The following is a 20,202-nucleotide window of genomic DNA, read 5'->3' as shown; positions in this document are numbered from 1 at the left end:
CTATTACGACGGCACATAGAGTTGCGAATAGGCGAGGCGAACCAGTTCGATCGTCTGTTCGCTGCGCCGTTCAATATGGGCGCGCAACGCGATGAGGGCCGCTTGGGTGTCGCGGTTCTGAACTGCGTTTGCGATGGTGCGATGGGCGGATAGAAACGTGTTTTCACCGGCCTCTGTGCGATCCATCCCACGCAATTGCCGCAGATTGACAAGGCGCACATAGCGGATGCGTTCGTTCACATTGTTCAGCATTCGGCAAAGTTCATTGTTGCCAGACAGCCCGGCCAGACGCATGTGGAATTCTTCGTCCATTTTCAACAGCTCTGTCAGATCATCGCAGCTGTCATATGTCTTTTCGGTGGCGTCCAGGTAGGTGCAGAAATCGGTTATTTCCGCGTCAGAGGCACGGTCAATGCCGTGGCGCAGGGCTTCGGTTTCTAGGGCACAACGCAGCTGATACAGTTCTAAGATCTGTTCCGGGCTGAGGGCGCGACAGAAAAAACCTTGTCCCTTTGCCAGTGTCAGAAAACCTTCGGCGACTAGGCGATTTAGGGCTTCGCGCAAAGGGGTGCGGCTGACGTTTAGCTTTGATGTCAGATGCGTTTCATTCAGACGCTCGCCGGGTTTGAAATCAAAGTTAATCGCCATGTCACGAAGCGTCGCATACACGCGATCTACGCTGCTGCCTTGATCTGCCATTCTAAATCCGCCCCTTGGTTTTTAAGGCTTTTACACCGGGGGAGGGGGCTGTGAAAAGGAAAATAAAAATTTGTCTTCACAATTTTCGACAGAACTGTATACAGTTTGGAATGCAACTTAAAACCACATGCGGCCAATCCGCCGTGATGACATCCGGGGGATGATGCCTTGAAGAATACGATGAATGGTGCGGAAGCGATGGTGCGTTCACTGGAAGCGCATGGGGTAAAACATATTTTTGGCCTGTGCGGTGACACGACCCTGCCGTTTTACGACGCGATGCACAATCTGGATCACAACATCACCCATATTCTGACCCGCGATGAACGTTCGGCTACTTATATGGCGGATGGCTATTCCCGTGTGACGGGGAAACCTGGCGTGTGTGAAGGCCCGTCTGGTGGTGGTGCGACCTATATTCTGCCAGGCCTGATTGAGGCGAACGAAAGCTCTTATGCGGTGCTTGCGATCACCACAGATATTTCGGTCGGATCCTACGGGAAATACCCGTTAACCGAGGTGAATCAAGAGGCCTTGATGGCGCCGCTGACCAAGTTCAACACCGTGATCAAACGCGCAGATCACATCCCGCGTATGGTGCGCCAGGCGTTCCGCGCCATGACCACAGGCCGGTCCGGTTCTGCGCATTTGGGCCTGCCATATGACATTCAGTATGATGATGTGCCGACGGATGACATCTGGGGCGATGAAAAGCACCAGTCATATCCCGCGTATCGTGCAGCGCCTGAACCTGGTGCGGCTGCGGCGGCGGTTGAAGCGATCTTGAGCGCGAAAAAGCCACTGATTGTGTGCGGTGGTGGCGTTGTGATTGCGGGCGCGATGGATGATCTGGCCAAACTGGCAAGCCGTCTTGATATTGCGGTTGCGACTTCGATTTCTGGCAAAGGGTCTTTGGCGGATGCGCATCCGCAATCCTTGGGTGTTGTTGGGTCAAACGGCGGCACGGATGAGACCTGGGAAATGATGGAAGCCGCTGATCTTGTTGTGTTTATGGGGGCGCGTGCGGGGTCTACAACCACATCCCGTTGGGAAGCGCCGAAACCTGGCCAGCGGATCGTGCATTTCGACAATGACCCGATGGTGATTGGCGCGAATTATCCAACCGAAGTGGGTGTGGTTGCAGATTTGAAGCTGTCTTTGGCGGCGGTGAATGCATATCTGGACGCCCGCGACGGCGATGTTCCACAGTTTGGCGCAGCGGCCCAGATCGCGGATATCAAGGAACGTAAATTCGCGAAGTTCAACGCGCTCGCGGCCAGCGAAACCGATATGATCATCCCGGAACAGATCATCACGGCGCTGAATGCGAACCTGCCGGATGATGGGATTGTGGTTTCTGATCCGGGCACGAGCTGCCCCTATTACAACGCCTATTCACAGCAAAAATTCCCAGGCCGTCAATATATCACCAACCGGGCGCATGGCGCTTTGGGTTATTCCCTGTCTGCTGCGGCCGGGGCGTGGTTTGGCGCGCAGGACAAAAAGGTTGTCGCCATGATGGGGGACGGATCCTTTGCCTTTGCATGCGGTGAATTGGAAACCATCGTGCGCCACAATGTGCCGGTGACCTATATCGTGTTTTCCAACGCGAGCTTTGGTTGGATCAAAGCCAGCCAGCGGGACGATTGCGACAAGCGGTATTACAACGTGGATTTCAACCGCACCAATCAGGCGGCTGTGGCCGAAGCCTTTGGCGTGAAGTCCTGGCGTGTTGAGAAAGCCGAAGATCTGGACGGCGTGATGAAAGAAGCCTTTGCCCATGATGGACCAACCCTGATCGACGTGATCTGTCAGCCGTTGGAAGAGACCGCCGCACCTGTGCGCCGTTGGATGGGCTGATTTTTCCCGAAGGCCTTCATTTCGGCTGACAGGATTTTGCGAAACTCTTGCCCGATCGTGGATAACGGTCGGGCTTTTGACGTGATGATTGCCAGTTCGATTGTCACGGCTGGGCGAAACGGGCGGGTGACGAAACCGCCTTCGCGGTCAAAATGCACAACGAATGGATCAAGTAGGGACACGCCCATGCCTTCTTTGACAAAGCTGAGATTGTTTTTAAACAGATGCGAATGCACACGGGTGCGCCAGCGTTTGCCCGCGTTGTGAAAGGCTTCGCGTGTGCGACGGTGGGTCATATGATCGGGGCCCATGACGACAAAGGGTTCGTCTTCGAGAATGTCTGGCGTCAGCACGTCATGGCGGGCCAGCGGGCTGTTTTCGGGCAGGGCGCAGACGGTTTCAAACTGAAAAAGCTCTGTGTCCAGCGCATCGTAAAGAATCGGCAATTCACAGATCCCGACTTCGAACAGACCGGCGAGCACCCATTCCTGCACCTTTGAGGAATAGTTTGACTGGAAGGCAATCGACAGATCCGGCTTATCCGCAGAGAATTCAGCAATCAGTTTTGGCATCAGGCCAAAGGATAGGGAATGCGGAGAGGCGACCTGCAACTGACCCGCCTGTTTGTTTTGTAGGTCTGTTACGGCCTGGGCCACGTGGTCTAAACCCCGCACAACCGTGTCAATTTCCTGATACAGAACGCCCGCTTCTGGTGTGGGAATCAGCCGACCCTTGCTGCGTTCAAACAGTTTCAGGCGTGTTTGGCGTTCAAGCTGCGACAGAAGATTGGAAATCCCTGGCTGGGAAATGCCCAGTTGGTCGGCCGCACCGGTGACGGTGCCGGTTTCGACGATGGCATGAAAGGCCTGAAGTTGGCGAAAGCGAAGTGACATGGTGCTGGTATAACATTTAATGATGAGCTTGCCACAAATTAATATTTGAAATGATGTGACGGGCTTGGCACGATCTGGGTTCAACAAACAAAGAAATGATCGCGATGTTGCCGAATTTTACAGAAATAAGATGGCATTGCACGCATGTGTAAACAGGGGCCTGCGTATGACTGAACAACAATCTGTTGTTGTGATTGGTGGTGGCATTGTTGGCGTTTCTGCCGCGATCTGGTTGCGGCGCGAAGGCGTGAATGTGACCGTGGTTGATCGCACAGCCCCGGGGGATCGCAGCGCGACATCCTTTGGCAATGCTGGCGTGCTGGCGGCCTGTTCGGTTGCGCCGGTGACCTATCCGGGCATGATCCCAAAAGCGCCGAAATTGTTGTTTGATCCGGAATTTCCGCTGTTCCTGCGCTGGTCTTATCTGCCGAAGCTGACCCCTTGGCTGCTGAAATATCTGTCTCATGCGAATGACAAAGACACGCGTCGCATTGCCCATGGTTTGACCGGAATTACCCATGACACGGTGGATCAACACGAAGCCCTGACCAAAGGCACTGAAGCTGCGGAATGGACCGTGAATTCTGATTATACCTTTGTGTATAAGGATCGCGCCGGGTTTGAAGCCGATGCCTATACTTGGGAATTGCGGCGCGAAGCGGGTTTTGTGCCTGAGATCATTGAAGGCCAGGATGTGCATGATTTTGAGCCGATGTTGGCGAAAAATCTGAACTGTTTGGCGTTGATGCGCGATCATGGTTATGTGCGCGACCCTGGTGGTTATGTGGCGGCCCTTGCGAAAGAGGCGCAAAAGCTGGGCGCTGAATTCCGTCAGGGCGACGTCAAGGACGTGACTTTGACCGACGGGAAAGTCACGGCCGTGGTGACGGATCAGGGCGAACTTGCTTGTGATAAAGTGGTTCTGGCAACGGGCAGCTGGTCAAAGGCCCTGACGGATAAGTTGGGCCTGAAGGTGCCGATCGAAAGCGAACGCGGCTATCACATCATGTTTAAGAACCCCACTCAGATGCCAAAAATCCCCATGATGATGTCCATGGGGAAATTTGTAGCCACGCCGATGCAAGACGGGTTACGCTGTGCTGGAACCGTAGAGTTTGGCGGGTTGAACGACAAAATGTCTGACGGGCCCCTGAAGTTTCTGCGCCGTAAGGTGAAAGAATACTTTCCCGATCTGGAATATTCCGAGGAAGTGCCCTGGCTGGGCCATCGTCCGGCAACAACAGACAGTCTGCCGTTGATTGGGGAAGTGGGGAACACAGGTGTCTTTGCGGGATTTGGTCACCATCATATCGGTTTGACGGCCGGCCCGAAAACCGCACGCATTATCGCGGGGCTGATCACCGGGAAGAAAGAAAATATCGACTTGTCCGTTTATGATCCGGGGAGGTTCTGAACGGGACGACAATGACCGGGAAATATCCGGCAAATTACGAAAACCAAAGGGAGAACTACAAATGTCCAAAGTAACCAAAACAATCGCTGCAGGTCTTGCGGCAACGGCGCTGACCACATTCGGTGCGGCGGCTGAAACCTGGGATATGCCAATGGCGTATTCTGCGACCAACTTTCATTCCGCAACCGGCGCTGAATTTGCGGCCTGTGTGACTGCGGGCACCGGTGGCGATCTTGAGATCGTGACGCACCCAGGCGGTTCCCTGTTTGCGGGTGGCGAAATCAAACGCGCGATTCAGACCGGTCAGGTCAACATTGGTGAACGTCTGCTGTCTGGTCACCAGAATGAAAACGCGCTGTTTGGCTTTGATTCCATTCCGTTCCTGGCCACATCTTTTGAAGACAGTGAAAAACTGTGGGATGCGGCCCGTGGCCCGCTGACAGAACTGCTGGCAGAACAAAACCTGCATCTGCTGTATGCTGTGCCATGGCCAGCGCAGGGTCTGTATTTCAACAAAGAGGTGAATTCTGTTGCCGACATGGCGGGTCTGAAGTTCCGGTCTTATAACAACGCGACGGCACGTCTGGCAGAACTGTCTGGCATGTTGCCGGTTCAGATTGAGGCCGCTGAAATTAGCCAGGCTTTTGCAACCGGTGTTGCTGAATCCATGGTGTCATCTGGTTCCACTGGCTATGACCGCCAGGTTTGGGAAAGCCTGACACATTTCTATGAAGTGGATGCTTGGCTGCCGCGCAACTATGTTCTGGTGAACGCTGACGCTTGGAATGGTCTGGAAGAAAGCACCCAGAATGTGATCAACGGCTGTGCGACTTTGGCGGAATATGCTGGGGATTGGCGTTCTGTTCAATACACCGATTTCACCCTGAATGAGCTTGCGAAAAATGGTATGTCTGTTGGCCCGGCTGGCGACACTTTGACCGCTGAGCTGAAAGAATTCGGTGTGATCATGACCAATGAGTGGCTGGAAAATACCGGTGACGCAGGTCAGGCGATTGTTGACGCGTTCAACGCTGACTAAGCCCATTTATCTGCCGGTTGCGGCAGAAATGTAAAAGCGTTGCGGCGGTGTGTATCGCCGCAACCTGCTGTTGTTGCCCGGGGGCGCGCGGCAGTCAGGGGACGGGAGGATTAAGATGAGCAGTATTCGTAAGGCTCTGGATGGCTTGTATCTGACGGGGGGGATTTTGGCCTCGCTCTGTTTGATTGGCATCCTTGTACTGATCGTGGTGCAGATGGTTGCGCGCTGGACAGGTGAAGTTTTTGTGGGTGCGCCGGACTATGCCGGTTACTGCATGGCAGGGGCATCGTTTCTGGCCTTTGCCTATGCGCTGAACCACGGCAGCCATATTCGTGTGAATTTGCTTTTGGGCGCGATGGGACGTTTCCGCCGCTGGGGTGAGATCTGGTGCTTTGGCATCGGTGCGATCCTGTCGGTGATGTTTGCCTATTACGCGATCAACATGACCTATGGATCTTGGCGCTGGAATGACATCAGTCCGGGGCAAGACGCGACCCCGATGTGGATCCCGCAGATTCTGATGTGCATCGGCACGATCATTCTGGCGATCTCATTCATCGACCATCTGGTTCAACTGATTTTCACAGGGAAACACGGCATGTCCGATGGATCCCTTGATACGGCGGAGTAAGCGCAATGGAAGAATTCTATCTTGTAGGTGTATTCCTATTTGTGCTGTTCCTGCTTTTAGGATCCGGCATTTGGGTTGGCCTTGCGCTGTTTGGCGTAGCTTATTTGGGCTTAGAGATGTTCACAACGCGCCCGGCGGGCGCGGCGATGCTGACAAAGATCTGGTCGGCCAGTTCGTCCTGGACGTTAACCGCCTTACCCATGTTCATATGGATGGGCGAGATCTTATATCGAAGTCGATTATCCCAAGACATGTTCCGCGGCCTTGCGCCTTGGATGGCGCGTTTGCCCGGCGGCCTGGTACATACAAACATCGTTGGCTGTACAATCTTTGCGGCTGTGTCCGGGTCATCTGCAGCGACGCTGACGACCGTTGGTAAAATGTCGATCCCGGAACTGCGCAAACGTGGGTATCCGGAATATATGATCATCGGCACGCTGACGGGTGCGGCGACCCTTGGGTTGATGATCCCGCCGTCTTTGACACTGATTGTTTACGGTGTGTCGGTTGAGGTTTCGATTTCAAAGCTGTTCATGGCGGGCATTTTGCCCGGTCTTCTGCTGGCTTTGATGTTCATGGCTTATGTGGCGGGTTGGTCATTTGTGCGCAAATCCGAAGTGCCTAAGATTGCCGATGAAATGACCTTTGGTCAAAAGATCGCGGAAAGCCGTTTCCTGATCCCGATCGTGCTGCTGATCATCGCGGTGATCGGATCGATGTATGCCGGTTGGGCCACGGCCACCGAAGCCGCCGCAATTGGTGTGATTGGGTCACTTATTCTGGCCTGGGCACAGGGATCATTGACCATAGGCACGTTCATCGAAAGCCTTTTGGGCGCGACACGAACATCTGCCATGGTGGCGTTTATCTTGCTTGGTGCGTCTGCACTGACATTGGCGATGGGTTTCACGGGCCTGCCGCGCGCCTTGGCAGAATTCATCGAAGTTCTTGAATTGTCACGCTTTTCACTGCTGATCGCATTGATGTTCTTCTACATCATCCTAGGTATGTTCCTAGATGGGATTTCATCTGTGGTGTTGACCATGGCAATTGTGCAGCCGATGGTGGAAGGTGCGGGGATTGATCTGATTTGGTTCGGTATCTTCATTGTGGTTGTCGTTGAGATGGCCCAAGTCACACCTCCGATTGGGTTCAATCTGTTCGTGATGCAAGGCATGACCCGCCATGAGATGGGCTATATCGCGAAAACAGCACTGCCCATGTTTGGCATTATGGTTCTGATGGTTTTCGTTCTGATCATCTGGCCTGAACTGGCCACCTGGTTGCCTGAAAATATGCGCAACACACCAGGCGGATAATTTTCCAGACATCTCAGGGCATCCCAAATTGGGGTGCCCTTTTTACTGACCTTCCAAAACCTCCTTCGGAGTCTCACCATGAGTGACCATAAAATTGAAACCATCCGGGTACACCGGATCTTAATTCCTGCCAAAGCGGTACATTCCCACGGCAGCGGTGATGTTGCCGGTATCCATTCTGTTGTGGTGGAAATCACCACGGATACGGGTATCACAGGTTGGGGTGAAGCATCGCCATGGCCAGTGTTTACGGGCACGGCAGAAGGGGCCGCTGCTGCGTTGCATGTCTATCTGCGTCCGCATCTGATTGGTGAAGATCCGGTGCAGGTTGAGAAACACATGACCCTGGCGGATCGTATTCTGATTGGGAATCCAGAAGCCAAAGCCGCGCTGGAAATGGCCCTGCTGGATATCACCGGTAAGATCACAGGTCTTCAGGTGTGTGAATTGGTTGGCGGGCGTCTGCGTGATGACATGGGCATGAGCTTTTCCGTGGCGAACCCTGATTTTGACGCGGATCTGGTTGATATCGCACGGATGTGGGAAGACGGGGTACGGATCTTTAAGTTTAAGACGGGTTTTGCGGATCATAGCTTTGACGTTATGCGTGCAGAAAAACTGCGCGAGATTTACGGCGATGAAATCGACATTCGCATCGATTACAATCAGGGCCTGCGCGCCTATGATGCGGTGCGGTGTATCCGGGATCTGGAACAGTTCCGTCCGACGTTTATCGAACAGCCGGTGAAGATGCATGAACGTGAGGCACTGGCGCATATCACCCATGTGATCGACACGCCGATTATGGCGGATGAAAGTGTGTTTGACCCCAAAGGCGCGCTTTATGGGGCGCAGCATCGGATTGCAGATATTTTCTCACTGAAGATCATGAAATCCGGAGGGATTCGTCGCGCGTTGGAGGTGGCCGCGATTGCACGCGCTGCCGGGATTGAAGTCTATGGCGGATGCATGTTTGAAACCGGCCTGGCCCATGCGGCGGGCACACATTTGATGGCCGCGGTGCCGGATCTGCATTTGCAGGCGGAATTCTACATGGCGACTTATTATGCGTCTGACGATATTCTGGTTGATCCGTTTCCGGTGAAAAACGGCCGCATCCATGTGCCGACTGGTCCGGGGCTGGGGGTTGATGTGAACCCGGATAAATTGGCTAAATATGCTGTGGCCGAGGTTCTGGCATAAGCCAAGATACAAAAAAGCGCAGCATTCCGGCCGCGCTGATTTAGATCTTCATTTCGTTCCGGTCGTTGTTTTCACAGCGATCGGATCATGCATTTACATGATAACGAACCAGGAGTGCACGCCAATAAAAAGCGCAGTAGCAGCCACAAGGATGCCAACACCAAGGATATCTTTTGCAGTTTGTGCCATTGTACAGTTCCTTCGAACAAATCAGTTGCGATACAGCCGAGATAGTCAAAGCTGCGACGGGGGAGTACCACCTGAATCTGCATAGTCGCTTTGCGTCGCGTGCATGGCGATTTTAAATGGGTGCAGAGAATGGTGGCTTGCTTTGGGGCGGTCTTTATGGATTATGTGTATACATAATGGAAATTTGCTTGGCTTCTTATGGATAGATTTAATCTTGGCACGCATCGCATGCCCGTTTCGACACAGTCTGAGACGGCGCAATACTGGTTTAATCTGGGATTGAACTGGTGTTACGGATTTAATCACGAAGAAGGCGTGAAATGCTTTCAGAAAGCGTTGGAGTTTGATCCGGATTGCGTGATGGCGCATTGGGGCGTCGCCTATGGCAGTGGGCCGTTTTACAACAATGTTTGGCGGCAGTTCAGTGTGGCAGAGGCCGATCAAGCGACAGCGATATGTCATAAACATATTGAACGGGCGCGGGCCTGCGCGGATGGGGCAGGGGCCCTAGAGAATATGCTGGTTGACGCTTTGGCGCAGCGTTTTCAGAAACCGCATGCGGTGGATGGCGATGAATTTGATCGTTGGGATGATGCCTATGCCAGCGCGATGCGCCGGGTGTATTATGCTTTCCCGGATCAGCACGATGTGATGGCCATTTTCGCAGAGGCCCTGATGACCCGCACGCCCTGGCGTTTGTGGGATGTGAAAACGGGGCGGCCATCCGCAGACGCGGATACGCTGGAAGCGCTTGAGGTGATCGAAAAATCAATCGCCATGAAGGATGCCGCCGGCGAACAGCAACATCCGGCGATCCTACATTTGCACATCCATGTGACGGAAATGTCTGATGAACCGGAACGTGCGATGCGATCTGCGGATATCCTTGGCACATTGTGTCCGGACGCTGGACATATGAACCACATGCCGGGGCATACCTATGTCTTGTGCGGGGATTATGAGAAGGCAAAGGTCGCCAGTGAAAAAGCCATACGGGCTGACAATATGTATGTGGACTATGCGGGGCCGTTTAATTTTTATACGACGGCCCGCTGTCATGATCTGCATCTGATGATGTATGCCTGCATGTTTCTGGGGCAATATACCCCGGCGATCCAAGCGGCGCGTCAGATGTGCGATACGTTGACGGAAGACGTTCTGTCGGTGCCGGATCGCCCGCAACTGGCGATCACCATGGAAGGCTATTATTCCATGATGATGCATGTGCTGGTGCGTTTTGGGCGCTGGCAAGAGATCATCGACACCCCGATGCCAGGCAACCCTGATTTGTATTGTGTGTCGACAGCGATGCATCACTATGCCCGGGGTGTGGCGCAATCTGCGTTGAAGAACTTCACGGCGGCAGATGAAGAAACCCGTTTGTTTACAGCGGCCTGTGCGCGGATCCCGAATGATCGTCGGTTCTTTAACAACAGCGCGCGTGATATTCTTGCGGTGGGTGAAAAGATGCTGGAGGGTGAGCGCGAATACCATAAAGGCAATTATGGTCTGGCTTTTGCGGCCTTGCGGGAATCTGTGCATCGCGATGATACGCTTGCCTATACGGAACCCTGGGCCTGGATGCATCCGCCGCGCCATGCGCTGGCGGCTTTGTTGGCGGAACAGGGGCATTTTGAGGAAGCCGAAGATGTGTATCGTACGGATCTTGGTTTGAATGGAAAGCTGCAGAGATGTGCGCAACATCCAGATAATATCTGGGCGTTACATGGATTTGTAGAATGCCTGCGTCGTCGCGGGGCGGTGGATGAATTGCCCGCATTTGAACAAAAACTTGCACAGGCCCAGGCAAAAACCGACGTGCTTGTCACATCGTCCTGCCTGTGCAGGACCCAGACAGAAACGCAGGCCCCGTGTTGTGGCAGTTGAGAAGGACAGCAAAATGATTGCGAATTTAATGATGTATCAGCGCCCTCAGCTGGCGGCGGCCCATGATCAGTTCTGGCAGTTGATCCGTGCTGGTTTGAAGGATGCCGGTGTTGATAGTCCGGAGCGCCTGTCACAGGATGCAGAGGAATTCTTTGTCTGGAAACATCCCGATCTGGTGCTAAGCCAGACCTGCGGCATGCCGTATAGGACATGGTTGCATGACAAAGTGCAGTTGGTTGGAACGCCGGATTATGGGTTGGATGGATGTTCACCGGGCTATTACCGCAGTGCGATTGTTGTGCGTGCGGATGATCCGCGTGAAGAGATCTCTGACTTTCGTGACGCTGTATTTGCCTATAATCAGACGTTTTCGCAATCGGGCTATGCCGCGCCATATTGGCATGTGAAATCGCAGGGGTTCTGGTTTGAAAATCGGTTGCACACAGAACAACACCTGAAATCTGCCCGGGTTGTGGCAGAAGGGCAGGCGGATATTGCGTCTTTGGACGGTGTTTCCTGGCGTTTGATGGAACAATATGAACCCTTTGCCAAGAAATTGCGGGTGCTGGCGTTTACTGAACCAACGCCTGGGCTGCCTTTGATCACGTCGCTGGGCCAGGATGCCGGGGTTGTTTTTGCAGCGGTTAAATTTGCGTTGGCGCAGCTGGATGATGACATGCGTGATCTATTGGGCATCCGGGATATCGTGAAGATCGATAAGGCGGATTACCTTGCCATCCCGAACCCGGATGAGGATGCGGGCTGAGGGGTGCTATTGACTTGGCTGCATCAACACGGCAGTTGAAAAGGATGAACACAGATAGCGAAATCCTGAATCTTTTGCCCGCCCGCCTGAAAGAGGCCCGTCGTAAACAGGGTCTGTCCCTTGATGCGGTGGCGCGGTTGTCGGGTGTTTCGAGATCGATGGTCAGTCAGATTGAACGCGGCGAAAGCAGCCCGACCATTGCGACGCTGTGGAATCTGATTTCTGCGCTGCAAATTGATTTTGCAGGGCTTCTGGAAGATGGCGCCACTGCGCCAAAGATCGAAGTGTTGCGCGCCGGACAAACACCCAGCATCGAAAATCGGGGCGAGGGATGTAATATCCGTATTCTCAGCCCGCCGGAAGATGCAGGCCGGCAGGAATTATATGACCTTGAATTCCGCGATGGCGGACGTCTGGACAGTGCACCGCACAGCCGTGGCACGCGTGAACATCTGACTGTAATTTCAGGACAGTTGCAGGTGACATCAGGTGCATTGACCGAAGAGATCAGTGCAGGGGATACCGCGCGATACCCGGCGGATGTGCATCATTGTATCACGGCGTTGAATGGTCCTGCCCGCGCTTTGCTGGTGGTGCAGAACGCCTGATCCCGTTGTTTCCTAAATGTTAGTTGGATGGAATTCTGGCCATTTTGTCCGTTATTTTAGAATTTTTCCTATATTTCGAATTTTCCATCTTTTCGGATTTGATCCGCTATGGTAGATGAATGTCCATCAAATAGGATTCATCTTACTGGAGAACCTCATGTCACAGGGTTTCATTGACCATATCAACAGCACGCTGAAACAGATCGAATCTGAAGGTATGATGAAATCTGAACGCATGATTATGTCCCCCCAGAAAGGCGAGATCACCGTTGGGGGACAGCAGGTTATCAACCTGTGTGCGAATAATTATCTTGGCCTTGCGGATCATCCCGATCTGATCCGTGCTGCGCAGAATGCGATGGAACCGCGCGGGTTTGGCATGGCGTCAGTGCGTTTCATCTGTGGGACGCAGGATATCCACCGGGAACTGGAACAGAGACTTGCGACGTTTCTGAGGAAGGATGACGCTATCCTGTTTGCGGCGTGTTTTGACGCCAATGGCGGATTGTTTGAACCGTTGCTGGGGCCGGAAGATGCGATTGTATCTGACAGCCTAAATCATGCATCCATCATTGACGGCATTCGCCTGTGTAAAGCGAAACGCTATCGTTACATGAATAATGATATGGCGGATCTAGAGGCCATGTTACAGCATGCCCGCAATGAAGGGGCGCGTCATATTATGGTGGCGACGGATGGTGTGTTTTCAATGGATGGCTATCTGGCCAATCTGCCCGAAATCACACGGCTGGCACAGAAATATGAGGCGCTGGTGATGGTGGATGATTGTCACGCCACGGGCTTTATGGGGCCGAACGGGGCAGGGACGCCGGACCATTTTGATGTGGATGTGGACATTCTGACGGGGACGCTGGGCAAGGCACTTGGGGGGGCTATTGGCGGTTATATCGCCGGGCCGCAGCCAGTGATTGACCTTCTGCGGCAGCGCGCGCGGCCCTATCTTTTCTCAAACTCGCTGCCGCCATCAATTGTTGCTGCAGGGCTGGAAGCGCTGAACCTGGTTGAAAAGGGGGCGGATGATCGTAAACGTCTGTTTGAAAATACCATTTACTGGCGCGAAGGGCTGGAAAAGCTTGGCTTTGATTTGCTGCCTGGGGAACATCCGATTGTGCCCGTGATGTTGGGGGAAGCCAAGTTGGCGCAGGAAATGGCGCGGCGTCTGTTTGACCAAGGGGTCTATGTGTCGGGTTTCTTCTTTCCGGTGGTGCCACGCGGGCAGGCCCGTATTCGCACCCAGATGAATGCAGCACTGACACGTGATGAGCTGGACAGGGCACTGGCCGCGTTTGGCAAGGTCGGGCGTGATTTGGCGGTGATTTCATGACCTTGCCCAATACGATGAAGGCCTTAGAAAAATCTTATCCGCGCGAAGGCCTGTGGATGGTGCAGGCCCCTGTGCCTGAACCAGGACCTGACGAAGTTCTGATCAAAATCCGCAAAACTGGAATTTGCGGAACGGATATTCATATCTGGAACTGGGATGAATGGGCCGCGGACACTGTGCCTGTGCCGATGATCACCGGGCATGAATTTTCCGGTGTGATCGTAGATATGGGCCGGGATGTGAGTGGGCTGGAAATCGGGCAGCGGGTATCAGGCGAAGGTCATCTGACCGGCAGTGATTGCCGACAGAACCGGGCCGGTAAATTCCATCTGGATCCAGGTACACGTGGGATCGGCGTGGATGTGCAGGGGGCGTTTGCGGGGTTTCTGAAGCTGCCTGCTTTTAACGTCATTCCCTTGCCGGATGACATCCCAGATGACATTGGCGCGATTCTGGATCCTTTGGGGAATGCCGTACATACGGCCTTGAGTTTCGATCTGTTGGGCGAAGATGTTCTGATCACAGGGGCGGGACCGATTGGCATTATGGCCGCCGCTGTTGCACGGCATGCGGGGGCGCGAAATGTGGTGATCACCGATATCAATCCGGAACGTCTAACGCTGGCGGAACATGTGGTTGGGTCGGTGCGCGCGGTGAATGTTATGCAGGAAGACCTGCGTGATGTGATGCATAGTCTTGGCATGGCGCAGGGTTTTGATGTCGGACTTGAGATGTCCGGCGCGCAGGTGGCCTTGGATCAGATGGTGGATGTTCTGGTGATGGGGGGCAAGATTGCGATGCTGGGTATCCCGCCGGGGCAATCGCCGGTGAACTGGTCCGATATTGTGTTCAAGGCGATCACCATCAAAGGCGTTTACGGGCGCGAGATGTTTGAGACCTGGTACAAGATGATCGCCATGTTGCAGAACGGTTTGGACGTTAGCCGTGTGATCACCCACCAATTTGCGGTGGATGATTTTTCACAGGGCTTTGCCGCGATGAAATCGGGCACGTCAGGAAAGGTTGTGCTGAACTGGGACTAAGGCGGGAACTTTACAGCGCCTCGTAATTTTCCAGACGATCCTTTAGGAAGGTGTAATCTTCGCGGACCTGATCCATGCGATCCAGGGTCAGGGTGATGAAACGGAAATCTTCGGCGGTGTCTGCAAAATTGATCGGCGCAATGTTTTCATCCATCCAGGGCCAGCAGAATGTTGAATTGCCCCAGGTGTCGCCTGCACGATTAAGAGACAGGAAGAAGACCTGATTTTCAAGTGCGCGGGTTGTGGTGAACGCATGCCAGGTGGCAAAGGATTCATCACGATAATACGCCCCGCAATGCAGGATTACATCGACGCTATGTTGCAGGGTTAGCGTGCGGCAGAGTTCGGGAATGCGAATGTCATAGCAGATGATCGGCGCAAGGGTGAAGCCTTTGACCTTGAACGTGAAAACATGATCGCCACGGTCAAAATATTCTTTTTCCATCGATGCGCCATACTGGCACATGTGCAATTTGTCGTAGTGCCCAACAAGGCTGCCATCCGGCGCGACAACAGCAATGGCGATATAGGTGCCGGATGCATCGCGGCGGGCGAAACTGTAGGAAATAAAGACACCACAATCCTGAGCCACCTGACGCCAGCATTGAAAAGATGCACCGTCCAGAGGTTCTGCGATTTCATCCAGACATTCAAATGCCGGGCGGGAATAATCGATGCTGGACAATTCGGGCAGAACCACGAGATCCGCGTTCTGCGTATCCAGTTGTGCCCGTATTTTTGCAGCCGAGGTCACAAGATGGGCATCCCGTTCGGCAGCCGTTGTCATGGCAGGGATTTCGATCTGACAGGCCAGCAGTGTCAGAGTATCAGTTGATGACATATGTCAGTCCTTGTCTTTCCAGTATTCCCCCAGAAGGATCCGGTCGGCTTCGATTTTTTCGATCCGTTCAATGACTTCGGGGGTTTGTTGTAGGGTGTAAAAGCCGATCAGGGCTTCGATCATAATGGTGGCGCTGACGTAGGATTCAAAGAACAGTGGGCTTTGGTTGGGCGTCAGAAGAACGTGGTCTGCGATCATGGCCAGCGGCGATGCTGGGCTATCGCTGATTGCGATGATTGTTGCGTTGCGGTCATGGGCAACCTTGCCCAGACGGATGGTTGCATCTGCGCAGGGTTGCTGGCTGACGGCGATCACGGCGTCATCGGCGCAGATGTCGGTGATTGTATCGGCGTAGATCCCGCCTTCGGACCGGATCAGGCAGAATTTGTCACTGGCCATCCCGCCCAGATAATTTAGATATCCGGCAAAGCTATGCGAGGCCTGCATGCCAATCAGATAGACACGCCTGCTGTCTGAAATCACGCGGGCGGCTTGGGCCAGAAGATCGGCGTCCATGCTGTCAAACAACGTGGTGATATTTTCGCCAACTGCGTTTTGAAGGTCGCTCCAGAAACGGTGGTTGTCGTTGGAAATATTGGCCTTTTGCAGGTGCTCGGCGCGCAGCTGATAATAGCTGACATCATGTTGCTGCACCTGTTTGCGATAGATTTCGCGCAGTTCACCGTAGGTTTCAAAGCCCAACAGTTTGGCCAGACGGGAAAAATTGGGCAGTGATACGCCGGCATTTGCTGCGACCTGACGCATGGAAAGGGTTGCGATATCACCGGGATGCTCCATAAGATATGTGGCAACGACTTTTAACGCGCGGGGCAGTGTCGCATGCATTTCCCGCAGGTGTTCATTGACCTTTTGATAGTCGCCCATATTCTTTGATGTCCCCCCCGTTGCTATTCAAATTACACAGGAATTAGCGTTTGTGCAATAATTTGAGAGAATTTCTCATTTGCAAAATTTTCGCGACGGGTAGGATTGAAATCCGGGTCGCCAACGGATGTGGGTTTTGGTAGAAGTTCCTATGACAACAAACAATTTTATCCCCAAAGGCGCGGCCAGTTTCAGCGTTGATTATGACGGACCGACGAAAGACATCTACTTTCTGATGTTGCCGAAGATGACGATGCTGGCTTTCAGTGCAGCGGTGGAACCCCTGCGTGTTGCCAATCAGGTGACCAACAAAGAATTGTACCGCTGGTTTCTGATGACCGAAGATGGCGCGCCTGTGAAATGTTCAAACGGCATTGCGATTGTGCCGGATATGGGGTTGGAAAAATTGCCATCTGGGGCGTTGGCGTTTGTCTGTTCAGGGACCGAACCTTCGGCCAGTTTTTCTGATAAAACCCTTGGATGGATTCGGCGGCAAAAGGCGTTTGGCGCAACAATAGGGTCTGTTTGTACGGGGGCATTTGCCCTGGCCCAAGTGGGGGCGTTGGACGGGCGAAAGTTCACGCTGCACTGGGAAAATCAACCTGCGTTCTGTGAAATTTTTTCGGATCTTGTGCCGACGGGAAACCTGTATGAGATCGATCGCGGGCTGATGACCTGTGGCGGGGGGAATGCGGCGACGGATATGATGCTGGAAATGATCGAACGGGATCATGGTCAGGATCTTGCGGTGATTGTATCGGATATGTGTATTCATTTCCGGTCAGACAATCGCAAAGCCGTGCAGAAATCGGCGTATTCGGTCGCGCTAAGCAGTCGCAATCAGCACCTGATCAATGCGATGCAACATATGCATGCAACGTTAGAAGATCCTGATGATATTGCGGCTATCGCTGATGCGGTTGGGATTTCGAGACGGCAGTTGGAACGTCTGTTTAAGACCTATGTCGGTACATCACCGGTGCAGTTCTATATCGATCTGCGCGTCGGGCGTGCCCACGCATTGTTGAATGAAACCAGTCTGTCGATCACTGAAATTGCCGCCGCAACCGGGTTTAACAGCACGACCCAGCTGGCGCAGCGGTTTCGCAAGCGGTTCGGACAATCGCCGGGCGCGTTTCGCAAGGGCTGGATCGAGAAAGATCAGGCCTCGGCGGAATAGGTGCGTTCGGGCAGGGGGACTGTGTCTAGGCGTTGCTGAATCATATCAGAAAAAGCCATTTCCGCGCGGTTCAAGCGCGAAGATTTATGCTGCACCAGGTGAATATCAATGGGCAGTTCCTGTCCGTAGGGCGGCAGACGCCACAGCTCGCCACGGGCCACAAAGCGTTCTGCCACATGCAGGGGCAGGGGGCCAAAGCCCAGACCGGCGGTGATCATGCGTTGTGCTTCGCCTAGGTGGGACGTGTATCCGATCACGCGATCATCCAGCCGGTGTTGTGCACGTAAAAGTGCGATGGGGCGCAGGGCATCCCACAGCTGATCTGTGCGAAAAGAGATCGAAGAATGCCCAGCCAGATCATCCAACGTCAGGTCACGTTGGCCAAAGAGGGGATGCCCGGGGCCACAGTAAAACCCAAAAAACGACCGGTATAGGGTCTGATATCGCAGCATTGGGTGCTGTTCGTGCACAAGGCAAATCCCAAGGCTGACCGATTTTTCCAGCACCGCCTGTTGTACGGCTTTGCTGGACATGACTTCTAAATCAAAGCTGACTTCGGGGTTTTCGTGGTGAAAATCTGAAAGAAGCTGATCAAAGAACGGGCTTTCGATCCGGCTGAGAAGGGCAAGCTTTACCTTGCCGGTGACCACATCTTTTGTGCCCTGTGTGGTCTGGATCGTGCGTGCGAGGGATCCAAAGATATCAAGGCATTCCTGATATAACATCTGTCCCGCGGGGGTGACGCGAAAATGGGATGGGCCCCGATCGATCAGCACAGTTTCAAGGCGCGTTTCAAGGCGTTTCAGGGCCTGGCTGACCGACGGCTGACGCAGCATCAGACGTTTGGCCGCCAGTGTGATGCTGCCTTCCTGAATGATGAACATAAAGGTACGCAGCAGGTTCCAATCCAGTTCGCGGATCAGCTTTTCCGGGTTTGTGTGATCAGTCATTGATTTGATCTATGCCCTCTATTGACCATATCTATTTGCGCTATGATGAAAACAAACGCAACCTGCCCTTAACATCAGATGAGTCCCCTGGCGGGCATTGCAGAAAGAACGCAAGTGAAGAAATCGAACCTGTTTTATCAGTCCCGCGCGCGCAGACCAGAGGTCGACCGTGCCGAAGGCATTTATATCTATGGGAAAAATGGCGAACGTTACATCGACGGATCATCCGGTGCGATGGTGTCTAACATTGGCCATTCGAACCAGAATGTTCTGAAGGCGATGAAAGCCCAAATGGACAGCGCGACCTTTGCCTATCGTCTGCATTTCGAAAACAGCGCGGCCGAAGATCTGGCCACGGAAATTGCAGAACGCATGCCTGAAGGGCTGAACAAAGTGTTCTTTGTGTCAGGCGGATCAGAGGCGGTTGAAAGCTGTGTGAAATTTGCGCGTCAATGGGCGGTTGCGGCCCGGCAAAGCAGCCGCTGGAAGGTGATTTCCCGCTTTCCGTCTTATCACGGTTCTACCCTTGGGGCACTTGCCCTGACTGGATACGGGCCTTTGAAAGATGCGTTTTCGCCGCTGTTTAAGGACATGCCAAAGATCCCGGCACCGACCTGCTATCAGGATCAGGATAATCTGTCGGATGAAGAGCGCGGGCTGAAATATGCGGAGATGCTGCGCGATGAAATCATTGCACAGGGGCCGGACACGGTTCTGGCTTTTGCGATGGAACCTGTGGGTGGGGCGTCGACGGGCGCGCTTGTGGCGCCGGACAGTTATTACACCCGCATCCGTGAAATCTGCGACGAATTTGGCGTGCTCTTGATCATGGATGAAGTCATGTCGGGCGTTGGTCGCACCGGCACATTCATGGCATCGGAACATTGGAATATCCGCCCTGATCTTGTCGCTGTGTCCAAAGGATTTGCCGCCGGTTACGCCCCGCTTGGGGCGATGATTGCAGATGAGAGCATGGTTGAAACCGTGCTGGATGCAGGTGGTTTTGCCCATGGGCATACCTATGCGGGCAACCCGCTGGCCTGTTCTGCTGGGCTTGCCGTTCTGAAGGAAATTGACCGGCTTGATCTGATGGCCAACACCCGTGCGATGGGGGATCATCTGATGTCTGGCCTGCGGGGCCTGATGGATCGCTATTCTTTCATTGGGGATGTGCGCGGTAAAGGTTTGCTGACGGCGTTTGAAATGGTGTCGGATCGTGACACGATGAAGCCTCTGCCCAAGGATCTGAACGCCTATGATCGCTTTGTTGAAATTTGCTATGAACGCAATCTGATCACCTATTCACGACGGACCCGTGGGGGCATTGATGGGGATCACTTCCTTGTGTGCCCTCCGATGATCGTCACGGAAACCCAGGTGAATGACATTCTGAATATTCTTGATGACAGCCTGGGTGTGTTCGCCCGGGAAAGCGGCCTGGAGGCCTGAT

18 protein-coding genes are annotated in these 20,202 nt (G+C 53.6%); 13 read left to right on the top strand and 5 right to left on the bottom strand.

Features of this window, described 5'->3' with window-relative positions; all coding sequences use genetic code 11:
• Positions 1 to 3: 3 nt before the first annotated feature.
• Positions 4 to 699 carry a GntR family transcriptional regulator gene (locus ACPGUT_RS06885; protein WP_423989725.1) on the bottom strand — a complete coding sequence of 232 codons (696 nt, stop codon included), beginning with the start codon at positions 697 to 699 and terminating at the stop codon, positions 4 to 6.
• A 168-nt stretch (positions 700 to 867) separates the two neighbouring features.
• Between ACPGUT_RS06885 and ACPGUT_RS06880 the strand changes: the two genes are divergently transcribed.
• Entirely contained in the window at positions 868 to 2,559 is a 1,692-nt protein-coding gene (locus ACPGUT_RS06880; RefSeq protein ID WP_423989723.1) for a thiamine pyrophosphate-binding protein, read from the top strand.
• Here ACPGUT_RS06880 and ACPGUT_RS06875 read toward each other — a convergent pair.
• Entirely contained in the window at positions 2,511 to 3,452 is a 942-nt protein-coding gene (locus ACPGUT_RS06875) for a LysR family transcriptional regulator (protein ID WP_423989721.1), read from the bottom strand. The genes ACPGUT_RS06880 and ACPGUT_RS06875 overlap by 49 nt on opposite strands.
• A 166-nt stretch (positions 3,453 to 3,618) precedes the next feature.
• Between ACPGUT_RS06875 and ACPGUT_RS06870 the strand changes: the two genes are divergently transcribed.
• From ACPGUT_RS06870 to tdh, 10 genes are all read left to right on the top strand, one after another.
• Positions 3,619 to 4,866, top strand: coding sequence for an NAD(P)/FAD-dependent oxidoreductase (locus ACPGUT_RS06870; RefSeq protein WP_423989719.1), 1,248 nt, complete (start codon positions 3,619 to 3,621; stop codon positions 4,864 to 4,866).
• Between the two features lie 61 nt (positions 4,867 to 4,927).
• Positions 4,928 to 5,905 carry a TRAP transporter substrate-binding protein gene (locus ACPGUT_RS06865; RefSeq protein ID WP_423989717.1) on the top strand — a complete coding sequence of 326 codons (978 nt, stop codon included), beginning with the start codon at positions 4,928 to 4,930 and terminating at the stop codon, positions 5,903 to 5,905.
• A 115-nt stretch (positions 5,906 to 6,020) separates the two neighbouring features.
• Positions 6,021 to 6,536 carry a TRAP transporter small permease gene (locus ACPGUT_RS06860; RefSeq protein WP_423989715.1) on the top strand — a complete coding sequence of 172 codons (516 nt, stop codon included), beginning with the start codon at positions 6,021 to 6,023 and terminating at the stop codon, positions 6,534 to 6,536.
• A gap of 5 nt (positions 6,537 to 6,541) precedes the next feature.
• Positions 6,542 to 7,855, top strand: a complete 1,314-nt coding sequence (locus ACPGUT_RS06855) for a TRAP transporter large permease (RefSeq protein WP_423989713.1) — start codon at positions 6,542 to 6,544, stop codon at positions 7,853 to 7,855.
• Positions 7,856 to 7,933: 78 nt separating this feature from the next.
• The gene (locus tag ACPGUT_RS06850) at positions 7,934 to 9,058 is read left to right on the top strand and encodes an enolase C-terminal domain-like protein (RefSeq protein ID WP_423989711.1); all 1,125 of its coding nucleotides are present in this window, start codon (positions 7,934 to 7,936) and stop codon (positions 9,056 to 9,058) included.
• 387 nt (positions 9,059 to 9,445) lie between these two features.
• Entirely contained in the window at positions 9,446 to 11,134 is a 1,689-nt protein-coding gene (locus ACPGUT_RS06845) for a hypothetical protein (protein WP_423989709.1), read from the top strand.
• 13 nt (positions 11,135 to 11,147) lie between these two features.
• Positions 11,148 to 11,900, top strand: a complete 753-nt coding sequence (locus ACPGUT_RS06840; protein WP_423989707.1) for a phosphate/phosphite/phosphonate ABC transporter substrate-binding protein — start codon at positions 11,148 to 11,150, stop codon at positions 11,898 to 11,900.
• A 44-nt stretch (positions 11,901 to 11,944) separates the two neighbouring features.
• Positions 11,945 to 12,508, top strand: coding sequence for a helix-turn-helix domain-containing protein (locus ACPGUT_RS06835; RefSeq protein WP_423989705.1), 564 nt, complete (start codon positions 11,945 to 11,947; stop codon positions 12,506 to 12,508).
• Between the two features lie 157 nt (positions 12,509 to 12,665).
• Positions 12,666 to 13,853 carry a glycine C-acetyltransferase gene (locus tag ACPGUT_RS06830; RefSeq protein ID WP_423989703.1) on the top strand — a complete coding sequence of 396 codons (1,188 nt, stop codon included), beginning with the start codon at positions 12,666 to 12,668 and terminating at the stop codon, positions 13,851 to 13,853.
• Between the two features lie 14 nt (positions 13,854 to 13,867).
• Positions 13,868 to 14,896 carry an L-threonine 3-dehydrogenase gene (gene tdh / locus ACPGUT_RS06825; RefSeq protein ID WP_423989752.1) on the top strand — a complete coding sequence of 343 codons (1,029 nt, stop codon included), beginning with the start codon at positions 13,868 to 13,870 and terminating at the stop codon, positions 14,894 to 14,896.
• A gap of 10 nt (positions 14,897 to 14,906) precedes the next feature.
• On the opposite strand, the gene ACPGUT_RS06820 is transcribed toward tdh, so the two are convergent.
• Positions 14,907 to 15,737 (bottom strand): carbon-nitrogen hydrolase family protein, encoded by an 831-nt coding sequence (locus ACPGUT_RS06820; protein WP_423989701.1) that lies wholly within the window; start codon positions 15,735 to 15,737, stop codon positions 14,907 to 14,909.
• A 3-nt stretch (positions 15,738 to 15,740) separates the two neighbouring features.
• Entirely contained in the window at positions 15,741 to 16,622 is an 882-nt protein-coding gene (locus ACPGUT_RS06815; protein ID WP_423989699.1) for a MurR/RpiR family transcriptional regulator, read from the bottom strand.
• 151 nt (positions 16,623 to 16,773) lie between these two features.
• On the opposite strand from ACPGUT_RS06815, the gene ACPGUT_RS06810 reads away from it, so the two are divergent.
• Positions 16,774 to 17,802, top strand: coding sequence for a GlxA family transcriptional regulator (locus ACPGUT_RS06810; RefSeq protein ID WP_423989697.1), 1,029 nt, complete (start codon positions 16,774 to 16,776; stop codon positions 17,800 to 17,802).
• Here ACPGUT_RS06810 and ACPGUT_RS06805 read toward each other — a convergent pair.
• The gene (locus ACPGUT_RS06805; RefSeq protein ID WP_423989695.1) at positions 17,784 to 18,752 is read right to left on the bottom strand and encodes a LysR family transcriptional regulator; all 969 of its coding nucleotides are present in this window, start codon (positions 18,750 to 18,752) and stop codon (positions 17,784 to 17,786) included. The genes ACPGUT_RS06810 and ACPGUT_RS06805 overlap by 19 nt on opposite strands.
• Positions 18,753 to 18,866: 114 nt before the next feature.
• Between ACPGUT_RS06805 and ACPGUT_RS06800 the strand changes: the two genes are divergently transcribed.
• Positions 18,867 to 20,201 (top strand): aspartate aminotransferase family protein, encoded by a 1,335-nt coding sequence (locus ACPGUT_RS06800; protein ID WP_423989693.1) that lies wholly within the window; start codon positions 18,867 to 18,869, stop codon positions 20,199 to 20,201.
• Position 20,202 lies beyond the last annotated feature (1 nt).

This window comes from Halocynthiibacter sp. (genome assembly GCF_049608145.1).
In the GTDB taxonomy this organism is placed as follows: Bacteria; Pseudomonadota; Alphaproteobacteria; order Rhodobacterales; family Rhodobacteraceae; genus Halocynthiibacter.
This window is presented reverse-complemented; position numbering and strand designations above follow the sequence as displayed.